The 12,603-nt window shown below is 67.9% G+C and carries 7 protein-coding genes; all 7 read left to right on the plus strand.

All coding sequences use genetic code 11. The features are described 5' to 3' along the window. The first annotated feature begins 113 nt into the window (after positions 1-113). The 7 genes from ahcY (at position 114) to addA (ending at position 12,597) form a co-directional block, all read left to right on the plus strand. The gene (gene ahcY / locus AC3A5N_RS06450) at positions 114-1,526 is read left to right on the plus strand and encodes an adenosylhomocysteinase (protein ID WP_487736492.1); all 1,413 of its coding nucleotides are present in this window, start codon (positions 114-116) and stop codon (positions 1,524-1,526) included. Positions 1,527-1,632: 106 nt separating this feature from the next. Next, complete coding sequence (locus AC3A5N_RS06455) at positions 1,633-3,975, plus strand: PAS domain-containing sensor histidine kinase (RefSeq protein ID WP_487736493.1); 2,343 nt, start codon at positions 1,633-1,635, stop codon at positions 3,973-3,975. Further along, a complete protein-coding gene (tsaE, locus tag AC3A5N_RS06460) occupies positions 3,975-4,415 on the plus strand; it encodes a tRNA (adenosine(37)-N6)-threonylcarbamoyltransferase complex ATPase subunit type 1 TsaE (RefSeq protein ID WP_487736494.1) in 441 nt (146 codons plus the stop codon). Before AC3A5N_RS06455 ends, tsaE begins: the two co-directional genes overlap by 1 nt. Next, positions 4,412-5,401, plus strand: coding sequence for an aminoglycoside phosphotransferase family protein (locus AC3A5N_RS06465; RefSeq protein WP_487736495.1), 990 nt, complete (start codon positions 4,412-4,414; stop codon positions 5,399-5,401). Before tsaE ends, AC3A5N_RS06465 begins: the two co-directional genes overlap by 4 nt. Next, positions 5,398-6,114, plus strand: coding sequence for a nucleotidyltransferase family protein (locus AC3A5N_RS06470; RefSeq protein WP_487736496.1), 717 nt, complete (start codon positions 5,398-5,400; stop codon positions 6,112-6,114). Before AC3A5N_RS06465 ends, AC3A5N_RS06470 begins: the two co-directional genes overlap by 4 nt. Further along, positions 6,107-9,127 carry a PD-(D/E)XK nuclease family protein gene (locus AC3A5N_RS06475; RefSeq protein WP_487736497.1) on the plus strand — a complete coding sequence of 1,007 codons (3,021 nt, stop codon included), beginning with the start codon at positions 6,107-6,109 and terminating at the stop codon, positions 9,125-9,127. The genes AC3A5N_RS06470 and AC3A5N_RS06475 overlap by 8 nt, the downstream gene beginning before the upstream one ends. Continuing rightward, the gene (addA, locus tag AC3A5N_RS06480) at positions 9,124-12,597 is read left to right on the plus strand and encodes a double-strand break repair helicase AddA (RefSeq protein ID WP_487736498.1); all 3,474 of its coding nucleotides are present in this window, start codon (positions 9,124-9,126) and stop codon (positions 12,595-12,597) included. Before AC3A5N_RS06475 ends, addA begins: the two co-directional genes overlap by 4 nt. Positions 12,598-12,603 lie beyond the last annotated feature (6 nt).

Below are 12,603 nucleotides of genomic sequence, written 5' to 3' on the forward strand. Positions count from 1 at the left end.
ATATAAAGATCGCTTTATATTTGCCTCGAACCAGGCCGATCGCTACATCGCAACCGATCACGAGGCGCCCCTTCGCGCGGGGCCGGACGTAGTAGAATCTCAGGAGATCATTCGTGGCCGACGCCAAGCACGACTACATCATCAAGGACATCGCCCTCGCCGAATATGGACGCGACGAGATCGGAATCGCCGAAACCGAGATGCCGGGCCTGATGGCGCTGCGTGGGGAATACGGCACCGCCCAGCCGCTCAAGGGCGCGCGGATCACCGGCAGCCTGCACATGACGATCCAGACCGCGGTGCTGATCGAAACGCTGGTCGCGCTCGGCGCAGAAGTCCGCTGGGCGACCTGCAACATTTTCTCGACCCAGGACCATGCCGCCGCCGCAATCGCCGCACAGGGCATTCCGGTGTTCGCGGTGAAGGGCGAGAGCCTGGCGGAGTATTGGGATTACGTCGGCAAGATCTTCGACTGGTCGACCGCGGATGATGCCGATCGTACCGCCAACATGATCCTCGATGACGGCGGCGACGCGACGATGTTCGCGCTGTGGGGTGCGCGGATCGAGGCGGGTGAGGAAATGCCGGAGCCGCAGAATGCCGAAGAGATCGAGATGCAGCGGGCGCTCAAAGCCTTCGTGAAGGCGAAGCCCGGCTATCTCACCAAGGCGGTGGAGAACATCAAGGGCGTTTCGGAAGAGACGACCACCGGCGTCATGCGGCTCTACCAGATCGCCAAGAAGGGCAAGCTCCCGTTCCCGGCGATCAACGTCAACGATTCGGTCACCAAGTCGAAGTTCGACAACCTTTACGGGTGCAAGGAATCGCTGGTCGACGCGATCCGCCGCGCGACCGACGTGATGCTGGCCGGCAAGGTCGCCTGCGTCGCGGGCTACGGCGATGTTGGCAAGGGCTCGGCCGCATCGCTGCGCAACGGCGGTGCGCGGGTGATGGTGACCGAGATCGATCCGATCTGCGCACTCCAGGCGGCGATGGACGGGTTCGAGGTCGTGACGATGGAAGAGGCGGTCACGCGCTGCGACATCTTCGTTACCGCGACCGGCAACGAGGACGTCATCACCGCCGAGCACATGAAGGCGATGAAGAACATGGCCATCGTGTGCAACATCGGCCACTTCGACAGCGAAATCCAGATCTCGGCGCTCGACAACTACACCTGGAAGGAAATCAAGCCGGGCACCGATCTCGTCACCTTCCCCGACGACAAATCGATCCTCGTGCTTGCCAGGGGCCGTCTGGTGAACCTCGGCTGCGCGACCGGCCATCCGAGCTTCGTGATGAGCAGCAGCTTCACCAACCAGACGCTGGCGCAGATCGAACTGTTCACCAAGTCGGACGAATACGAGAACGACGTTTACGTCCTGCCCAAGCATCTGGACGAGAAAGTCGCCGCACTGCACCTCGAGAAGCTGGGCGTGAAGCTGACGCAGCTCAGCAAGAAGCAGGCCGACTATATCGGCGTGCCGCAGAACGGCCCCTTCAAGCCGGATCATTACCGCTATTGAGCAAGCGCAGCTTCCGCTGCCGGACACCGAAGATGGGTGCCCGGCAGCGGGCGTCTGCACCGGGATAGCCGTTGCATCCTCTCCGCATGCCGCATAGCTGATCGGCATGGACCTCTCCCCCACCGCGCTGGCTTTAATCGGGCTGCTGCTTGCAGCCTGGACGGCCGGCGCAGCGTGGCTGATGATCGCCGCCGCAGGGAAGGCCAAAGGGGCGGAAACCAGCCGCCGGGCCGCACGGCGCATGGCGCGCATGATCGACGAGGCGCCGGCGATTCCGCTGCTGGTGCGTGCCGACATGCGGATCGAAGCGTCCGAGCGGCTCGCCGCCTGGCTCGGGCTTGCCAAGCTGCCCGCATACTTGAGTGAACTGGCCGGTCGGAACGGCGAGGGCCTGTCCGAGGGCCAACTCGCCGAACTGACCGAGAACGTGCGCCGCGCGCAGAAGACGGCGGCGCCTTTCCGCATGGCCATTACGCCGCCGGGATCGCAGCGCAGCCTGGCCCTGCGCGGGGCGCTCGCCGATCCGCAGGTCTCGCCTGGCGGCGCCGCGCTCGTCTGGGTGTTCGATTTCAGCGAAAGCGAGAGCGAACTCGCCCTGCTCCGGGAGGAGGCCGCGCGTGCCCGTGGGGATTTCGCCGCGCTGGTCGGCCTGATCGAAGGGGCGCCGATGCCGATGTGGTTCCGCGGGCCCGACGTACGGCTGCAACTCGTTAACGCGGCCTATGTTGAAGCGGTCGGCGCGGCCAGCGCGGCCGACGCGATCGAGCGCCAGCTCGAGCTGATTGAAGCTGTCGACGGACTAACCGCGGCGCAAGTCGCGCGCCATTCTGCCGATCAAAAAACGCCGATCGAGCGGATCGTCGCGACGACCGTGGCAGGTGAGCGGCGCTCGCTGCGGGTCAGCGACCTGCCTCTCGGGCAGGAGGGGATCGCCGGCTATGCCATCGATATCGAGGATCAGGAGGAACTCGCGCGCGAGTTCCGTGCCTTCCGCGAGGCGCAGCGGTCGATCCTCGATCAGCTCTCCGTCGGGGTTGCGCAGTTCGACGCGCGCTGCCGCCTGACTTTCGCCAACCAGCCATTCCGTCGAATCTTCGGCGTCGCGCCGGGCTCTGTGGCGACTGGCCTCGATTTCGAGCGTTTTCTCAGCGACGCGCGTGATGCAGGAAAGACTCCCGAGGTACGCGATTTCCCCGCGTGGCGCCGCGAGCATGCGGAGTGGTTCAGCGCCGGCGCGCCGCGCGAGGAAGCCTGGCCACTGGCGGACAAGACGCACCTGCGCGTCGTCGGCAATCCGATGCCCGACGGCGGCCTGGTGCTGATTGCCGAAGACCGGACCGAGCAACTCGCGCTCTCCGCCACTCGCGACACACTGCTGCGCACCCGGACTGCCACTTTCGATAGTCTGTTCGAAGCGCTCGCGGTCTTCGCGCCCGACGGGCATTTGCAGCTCTGGAACCGCGGCTTTGCGGGGAGCTGGGGCCTCGATCCCCAACTGATGGACACGCACCCTTCCGCCGACCGGTTGCTCGAAGCGATCGCGCCGAGCCTTGCAAAGCCCGTTCAGGCCAAGGCGGTCGGTGAGGTGATCCGCGCGGCAACGCTCGACCGCAAGGAACAGGGCGGGCGCATTCAGCTCGCCGACGGGCGCACGCTCGAGTTCGCCGGTGTTCCGCTGCCCGACGGCAATGGACTGCTGACGGTGCTCGACATCACGGATTCGCAGAAAGCGGAAGAGGCGCTGCGCGAGCGCAACATGGCGTTGGAAGAGGCGGATCAGGTCAAGACCCGGTTCCTGACAAACATGTCCTACGAATTCCGCACCCCGTTGACCTCGATCGGCGGCTTCGCCGAACTACTCGAGAGCGGCGTGGCGGGCGAGCTGACTGACCAGGGCAAGGACTATGTCCGCGCGATTCTCGACTCGGTCGCGAGGCTGGCCGATCAGGTCGAGAACGTGCTCGACCTCTCGCAGAGCGAGGCCGGGCTGCTGCCGATCGCGAAGGAACGGATCGCACTGATGTCGTTCGTGACAAAGGTTGTGCGGGAGCGGGAGCAGGCGATCCTCGGCGGTGGCCTAAGCCTCGACTTGCGCGGAAGCGCCGCCGGCAAGGTCGATGCCGACCCCCGCCAACTCGGCCGCGCGATCGGACACCTGCTCGACAACGCGATCGCGGCGACGGGCAAGGGCGGCAAAATTCTGGTCGACCTGACGCGCAAGGCCGAGGGCGCGCGCATCGTAATCTCGGACAACGGAAAGGGGATGACAGCCAAGGAACTGGCGCATGCGCTCGACGGCTTGCGCACCACGCCTGACGGCAATGGGCTCGTGCGGCGCCAGGGACTTGGTATCCCGCTGGCGCGCCAGCTCATCGAAGCGCAGGGCGGCACGCTCGAGATCGTCTCGCGCGAGGGCACGGGCACGACCGTGACGATCGAGCTGCCCTGATGTTTGAAGTGAATCTTCCCGACTTGACTGCGGTTGAAGCGTTCGGCAGGCGCATCGCGGCCCAGTTACGGGCGGGCGACGTGATCGCCCTCTCGGGTGGGCTCGGTGCAGGCAAGACGACATTGGCGCGCGCCATTGTCTCTGCGCGGGGCCACGAGGGGGAGGTGCCGTCGCCGACCTTTACGATCGTCGAGACTTACGACGCGCTCGACCCGCCACTTGTCCACGCCGACTTTTACCGTCTCGAACACCCTGAGGAAGCGGAGGAGATCGGCCTCGACGACTACCGCCAGGGGGCCGCGCTGCTTGCGGAATGGCCCGAGAACGCCGGCGGTTTCGCGCACGAGCCGGGCTGCCTCTCGATCACGCTCGAAATTGCAGGCAGCGGGCGCAAGGCGATTGTCGAACCCGGCGCGGATTGGCTAGGGCGCCTGGCATGAGCGAACTGCCCGATGGCTTGATTCAATTCCTCGAAAGCGCAGGATGGGGAGGGGCCGCTGTCGATCCGATCCCCGGCGATGCCTCCTTCCGCCGCTATTTCCGCGTTCGCGACGGTGACCGCAAGGCGATGCTGATGCACGCGCCGCCGCCCGAGGAAGACCCGCGCCCTTTTCTCGACGTCGCGCACTGGCTCGCCGCGCACGGCCACCGAGCGCCCGAGATCATCGCCGAGGATGCCGAGGCGGGCTGGATCCTACTGGAGGATTTCGGCGTCGACCGGATGCGCGACTGGCTGGACGAGAACCCCGAGGGCGAGACGAATGCCTACGCGGCGGCGATCGATGCCCTGGTCGAGCTGCACCGCGCGCCGCCGGGGCCGTTCGATCCCTACGACATGGCGGTCTATCAACGCGAAGGCGCGCTGCTAACCGAATGGTATTGTCCGACGATGGGCCTGACGGTCGATGTCGAGGGCTATGCCGCCGCCTGGACGGAGACGCTCCGCCCGGTGCTAGGCCGCCAGCAGCCGGGGGTTACCGTGCTGCGCGACTATCACGCGGAGAACATCATGCTGCTCGGGCCCGCGCCGGACGGCACCGGTGCGCAGGGGCTGATCGATTTCCAGGATGCCCTCGTCGGCCATCGTGCCTACGACCTCGTCTCCCTGCTGCAGGATGCGCGCCGTGAGGTCTCGGTGGAGCTCGAACGGGCCATGCTCGACCGCTACATCGCACGCGCCGCGCCCGGCGACGAGTTCGAGGCAGACTACGCCCGGCTCGGCGCGCAGCGGAATGCGAAAATCGTCGGCATCTTCACCCGCCTGTGGAAGCGCGACGGCAAGGCGCGCTATCTCGCGATGATCCCGCGCGTGTGGGAAGCGATGGAGCGTGATCTCGCGCATCCCGCGCTCGCGCCCATCGCAAGCTGGTTCGATCTCAACATCCCGCGCAATATCCGCGATACGTTCGGCGGGGAGATCCAGTGACGACGCTCGCCTCGGACACAGCGATGGTCATGGCCGCGGGCCTCGGCAAGCGCATGCGGCCGCTGACGGCGAGCCAGCCGAAGCCGATGGTGCGCGTCGCCGGCAAGCCGCTGATCGACCATACGCTTGATCGCCTTGCCGAGGCCGGCGTGGCGAAAGCGGTGGTCAACGTCCACTACCTCGCCGATTCGCTCGAGGCGCATCTGAAGGAACGCGCCAACCCGAAGATCACGATCTCGGACGAGCGCGAGCTGCTGCTCGAAACCGGCGGCGGCATGACGAAGGCGCTGCTGCACCTGCCGGACCCGTTCTTCTGCCTCAACGCTGACAACATCTGGCTGGAAGGGCCGCGCGATGCGTTCGCCGATCTGTCGGAGCTGTGGAACCCGGACGAGATGGACGCGCTGCTGCTGGTGGTTTCCCATGCGCGGGCGAGCAATTTCCGTGGCCTCGGCGACTTCCATATGGACCCGGTGGGCCGGTTGAAGCGCCGCCTGGCGGGACGGGTGGCCCCGTTCATTTACACCGGCATCCAGCTCGTCTCGCACCGCTTGCTGCGCAACGCGCCGGAGGGCCCGTTCGGCACGATGGTGCTGTGGGAGCGCGCGATCGCGGAGGGGCGGCTGTACGGTGCGGTTTTCACCGGGCTGTGGTTCGAAGTCGGCACGCCGGAGGCGATCGCGCCGACCGAAGAAGCGCTCAGGCGTGGCTGAACGCAGCGGGCCGAGCGTCTATTCGATCGCCGCGCACCGCGGCTTCGCCGATGCGCTGGTGGCCGGCCTCGTCCCACGCTACGCCGAACCCGACCTCGGGTTGGCGCGCCTGACACTGCTGCTTCCCAGCACCCGCGCGGTTCGCACCGTCACTGAGGCTTTCATCCGCCACTTCGGCGCGGAAAGTCAGTCCGGAATGCTGATGCCGCGCATGGCGGTGGTCGGCGACCTCGATCTCGACGAAGCGCTAGGCATGCTGCTCGACCCGCTGGGCGCGAGCGACACTCCTCCGGCAGTTGAGCCGACGCGGCGCTGGCTGACGCTGGCGCAACTCGTCGATCAGGCGATGGCTGCTCTGGGCCGCGATCCAAGACCGACGCCGGCGGGCCGGCTGCGGCTTGCGTACGAGATCGGGCAGACGATGGACCGGCTGCTGGTCGAAGGCATCGCGCCCGACGATTTGTGGAACGAGCCGGTGATGCAGGCGCTCGCCGAAGTCGCTGCGCACTGGAGCGAGAACACCAAGCTTTTCTACACGGTGCAGACGATGTGGCTGGCCGAGCTCAGGCAACTCGGCATGGTCGATGCCGCCACGCGCCGGAACATGCTGTTCGCCCGCGCGGCGAAGCACTGGCGGGATCATCCGCCGGCAAGTCCGATCGTTGCGGCAGGTGTGACCAGTGCTGCGCCCGAGCTCGCGAAGCTGCTGAGAGTGGTTGCCGATCTGCCCAACGGCGCGGTCGCGCTGCCCGATTTCGACCTCGCGCTCGACGATGCGGTGTGGGAAGAGCTGGGGCACGCGGGCCGCGGCGATAGCCCCGATGATATGGCGTTTGCGCGCGCCGACGCGGTGACTCATCCGCAGTACCACCTCAAGCTGCTGCTCAATCGCATGGGCGTCGCACGCGGGGAGGTGCGGCCGTGGCACCGCCGAGGGCTCGGCGCGGCCGCACCCGAGCGCAGCCACGCGATTTCCAGCCTGTTCCTACCGCCGCAGGCGAGTACGGGCTGGGTCGACCTTCCGCCGGAGAAGCGCCGCCTGGCAGGCGTGCGGATCATGGAAAGCGCCAATCCTGAGGAGGAGGCGCAGGCCATCGCCCTGCTCGTGCGGGAGGCGCTGGAGACGCCGGGAAGACGCGTGGCGGTGGTGACGCCAGACCGTGGGCTTGCCGCGCGCGTCGCGGCGCACCTGCGGCGCTGGAATATCGAGGCGGACGATTCCGCAGGTCGACCTCTCTCCCAGACAGCGGCGGGGCGGCTTCTGCTCCTGCTTGCGGAAGTCGCCGCCGAAGAGATCACACCGGTCGCTCTGATGGCGCTGCTGGAGCATCCGTTGGCCGGGCAGCCGTTCGGCCGTGCCGATTGGCTTGATCACGCGCGCGCGCTCGAACTGGCGCTGCGTGGACCGCGGCCGGCACCGGGCCTTGCTCCCTTGCGCGAGCTCGTGCTGCGCCTTGGCGATAAATCGCGAGGGATCGTGGACTGGTGGGCGGAGGTCGAGACCATTCTCGCCCCGCTCCTGCCCAGCGAGGGCGAGGAACCGCCGCTCGCTGATCAACTCGATGCGCTCGCGGTTGCCGGGGAGGGGCTGTGCGGAGAACAGCTCTGGGCGCGCGAGGACGGGCGCGCGCTCTCCGCCTTCGTCGACGACTTGCGCCTGCATGCGCGGGAGGCGGGCCTCGGCCTCGCCTCCGCCGATCTCGCCACCGTGCTGCGCGAGGCGATGGAGCGGGTCGCTGTGCGGCCTCCCTATGGCGGACATCCGCGCGTCGCGATCTATGGCTTGCTGGAATCGCGCATGAGCAGGGCAGACCTCGCGATCTGCGGCGGCCTCAACGAGGGGAGCTGGCCGCCGCGCCCCGCGCCCGATCCGCTGCTCGCGCCGCCGGTGATGCGGGCGCTGGGCGTTCCCGGCGCGGACTTCCGCATCGGGCTGTCGGCGCACGATCTCGCCGGCGCTTTGGGCGCGCCCGAGGTCGTACTGAGCCGCGCTGCGCGCGACGAGAGCGGCCCGGCAATTCCTTCCCGGTTCCTGCTGCGGGTCAAGGCACTGTTGGGTGAGACAATGCTCGAATCTCACCGGGAGAAAGCCGCGGTAGACCTGGCGCGGGCGCTCGATGCCGCGTCCGGCGAGCCGCCGCCTTATCCGCGCCCCACGCCGCGCCCGACCGCCGATCAGCGCGACGTGCCGATCGCCGTCACCGCACTCGACCGACTACTCGGCGATCCCTACCAGTTTTACGCGAGCGCGATCCTCGGCCTGCGCCGTCTCGACGCACTCGACGCCGAGCCCTCCGCCGCATGGCAGGGGACCGCTGCGCACAAGATCCTCGAACGCTGGCACCTGGCTCGTGAGAGCGATCCGCGGGCGCCGCTCAAGTCGATTGCCGAAAACGTGCTGGAGGAGATGAACGCTCACCCGCTGATGCGCGGCCTTTGGCGCCCTCGGTTGATGGCAGCTCTCGAATGGGTCGAGGCGCAGATCGACGCGGAGCCCGGGCGCGAGGTAATGGCTGTCGAGCGCAAGGGCGAGATGATCGTCGACGGTGTCCGCATCCACGGGCGCGCGGATCGGATCGATCGCTTGCCGGGCGGTGAGCTCGCGATCGTGGACTACAAGACCGGCAAGCCGCCCAGTTGGGCAATGGTGCAGGAAGGTTTCGCGCTCCAGCTCGGCCTGATCGCCCTGATGGCGCGGGCCGGGGGGATCGAAGGCGTATCGGGCGAGCCCACGGCCTTCGAATACTGGTCGCTCGCGAAGAACCGCGAGGGCGATTTCGGCTATGTCGAAACGCCGCTGCGGATCGGCACCAAGCGGGTCGGAATCGCGCCCGAGAGCTTTCTGCCGCTAACCGAGAAAAAGGTGCACGAAGCGATCGACGGGTACATCAAGGGCACCGAACCGTTCACCGCGCGCAAGAACCCCGACTATCCGGGCTATGCCGATTACGACCAGCTCATGCGGCTCGACGAATGGCAGGCGCGCTTCGATGACGACGGAAACGACGCATGAGCGGCAAGGTCTATCCGCTCCATGGCAATCAGCGCGCTGCGGTCGATCCACGGGAATGCGTCTGGCTTTCCGCTTCGGCCGGGACGGGCAAGACGCAGGTTCTTTCGGCGCGCGTGCTGCGGCTGCTGCTTCAGCCGGACACCGATCCATCGCAGATCCTGTGCCTCACCTTCACCAAGGCGGGTGCTGCGGAGATGGCAGTGCGGGTCAACGACGTGCTCGCGCGCTGGGTGCGGATGGACCCTACAGCGCTGGCTGGCGAGCTCAAGGCCATCGGGGCGCCGTTCGATCCCGAGACGCTGGCCCGCGCCCGCACACTGTTTGCCAGCGTGCTCGACACGCCGGGCGGAGGGCTGCGGATCGACACGATCCACGCCTTTGCGCAATGGCTGCTCGCGACGTTTCCCGAGGAAGCGCGGATCGTACCGGGATCGCGTCCGATGGAAGACAGAGAACGCGAGCTGCTCTCGCACGATGTGCTGGCCGATATGCTGCTCGTAGCCGAGCGCGAGGGCGACGCGGCGACACTCGATGGGATCGCCAGGCTCAGCCGCGAGAAGGGGCCCGATGGAGTGCGCGCCTGGCTCATGCGCTGCGCCGCCGCGAGCGAGCTCTGGTTCGGCCCCGGCGCCTGGCAGCCGCCTGTGCGCCCACGGGTCAACCGGCTGCTAGGACTGGAAGCCGATGCCCGACCTGAGGACGCGGCGACGCTTTGTGCGGACGAAAGCTTCGACGTTGCGGCTTTGCGGCAATGCCTCGCGCAATACCGCCAGTGGAAAGGCAAGACCGGTGCGGCCGCGGTCGAGGCGATCGGCGCCTGGCTCGACGGCGATGGCTCGATGCGCGCGGCGGGGATCGAGGCGTTGGCCGATGCGCTGTTCTACAAGAACGGCAATCCCAAGCTGCCCAAGTCCGCCGCCCCCGCATTCTCCGGCGCCAGTGCGCGGGCGAGCGAGTGCATCGGCAAAGTGCGCGAGTTCCTCGGCCTTCTGGCGCTAGCGGAAAGCATCGCGCCGCTGCTCGAGCTCGGCCGCAAGTTCGCCCTGCTGTGGGAGGAGGCCAAGGCGCGTGAGGGACTGGTCGATTTCGACGATCAGATCCGCCGGGCCGCCGATCTGCTCGGCCGTTCCGACATGGCGGCGTGGATCCGCTACAAGCTCGACCGCCGCTTCGACCACATCCTGATCGACGAGGCGCAGGACACCAATGCCGAGCAGTGGGCGATCGTCTTCGCGCTGATCGACGACTTCTTCAGCGGCGAAGGCGCGCACAACGGCAAGCTGCGTACGATCTTCACCGTCGGCGACTACAAGCAGGCGATCTTTCGCTTCCAAGGCACCAGCCCGGAGAACTTCGAAGCCGCGCGCAATCGGGTGAAGCGCGAGATGGAGGCGGCGGGGAAGTTTGCCGACGCTCCAGTCCGCCGCCTTCAGGAATACGGCCTAGGCCAGTCATTTCGCACCGGGCAGCCCGTGCTCCAGTTCGTCGATCGTGCCGTCGAGGCGATCGGGTTCGAACAACTTGGTCTTCGCGAGCGGCCTGAGGCACATGTGGGTGAGGTGCGCCCTGGGCTCGTGACGGTCTGGCAGCCGGTCACCGGCGAAACGCTCGACGGGGAGGACGACGAGGGCGAAGAAGGCTGGCTCTCGCGCCACGACCGGCAGATGGCCGACCGGATCGCGCGGCAGGTCAGGCGCTGGCTGGACGAGGGGTTCCCGCTCGCGAAGGGGAAGCCGCGGAATGCCGGCCCGGGCGACATCATGGTGCTGGTGCGCAAGCGCAAGGAGCTTGCCGGTCTGATCGTCGCGCGGCTCCACGCGGCGGGCGTGCCCGTCGCGGGCGTGGACCGCCTGCGGCTCGGCGCGCCGCTGGGGGTCAAGGACCTTATGGCGGCGCTCCGCTTTGCCGCGCAGCCGTTCGACGATCTGAACCTCGCCAATCTGCTCGTGTCGCCGCTGGGAGGGTGGAGCCAGGACGATCTGCTCGTGCACGGGTATCGGCCGAAGGGCACCCGCTTGTGGACGCACTTGCGCGCCTCGCGCGAGCCGCGCGTGGTGGAGACGCTCGAACAGCTGGGCGCGCTGCTCGCGCGGGCCGATTTCGAACTGCCGCAGGCGCTGCTCCACTGGATCCTCGTCGGGCCATGGCAGGGGCGGCGGAGGCTGGCCGCGCGGCTCGGGAGCGAGGTCAACGACCCGATCGACGAGCTGCTCAACGCCGCGCACGCCTATGCCGCCGCGCATCCGGCGAGCCTGCAGGGCTTCATCCGCTGGTTCGATGCGGGGGAGGGCGAACTCAAGCGTGAGGCGGGCGAGGGGGGTGATCTCGTCCGGGTCATGACCGCGCATGGTTCCAAGGGGCTGCAGGCACCGATCGTGATCCTGGCAGACGCGACCGGAACCCCGCCTTCCGGCGGCGCGCTGACGCTCATGGAGCCGGGTCCGGGCGGCGACAAGGGTCGCGGCGTGCCAATCCCGGGCTTGCCGAAGAACCAGCGCCTCGGCCCCGTCGCCGCCGCGCACGAAGCGGCGATGGCCGAGGAAATGCGCGAGCACTGGCGCCTGCTCTATGTTGCCATGACCCGGGCGGAGGAGGCGCTGTTCATTGGCGGGTCGCTCGGCCCACGCGAAAAGGGGGAGCCGCACGCCGACAGCTGGTACGCGCGCCTTCGCCCGTTGTTCGAGGGTGACGGCCTGGCCGACGATCTGTGGGGTGCCAGGTGGGAGATCGGCGCGCCGGCGCCGCCGCTGCCGGTCGACGACCCTGCCGAGCGGAAGGCGGAGCGTGCGCTGCCCCCTTGGGCTGTCACGCCTGTCGGCCCAGAGCCGCGCCCGCCGCGTCCTCTCGCGCCGTCCTCCGCTGGCGAGGACACCGGTGCCGACCCGCCATTGCCCCCCGATATGCTGCGCGAAGCGGCGCTACGCGGCACTCTGACGCACAAGCTGCTCGAGCGCCTGCCGGAGGTACCGATCGGCGAGCGCGAGCGGGTCGGGCGCGAGTGGCTGGAGCGGCAAGGGCAGGGCCTCTCTTCCGGGGTGCGCAATGAAGTGCTCGCCTCCGCGCTTGCCGTGATGGCCGATCCCGCTTTCGCGCACGTATTCGGTCCCGGCGCACTAGCCGAGGTTCCACTCGCGGCGATCGTCGAGGGTCAGGTCGTCGCCGGCACGGCGGACCGCCTGCTGGTCGAGCCCCACCGCGTGACCGTGGTCGATTTCAAGACCGCGAGGCGCCCGCCCCAAACCCTTGAGCAGGTGCCGCCATCTACCCTTCGCCAGATGGCCGCGTACGCCGCCGCCCTTGCGCAGATATATCCGGGCAGGGAGGTCGCTGCGGCCGTGCTCTACACGCAGGCACCGCGGCTGATCTCGATTCCGCCGGAGGTTCTGGCCGCGCAGAAAACCGCCTTGTCCACAGCGCAGGAAAGCTTTGGCCGGCCGCCCGTTGAGCCGGCAGGCCGCGGCCCTAAATAGAGGTCA

The organism is Pelagerythrobacter sp. Soil_C_18 (genome assembly GCF_057657235.1).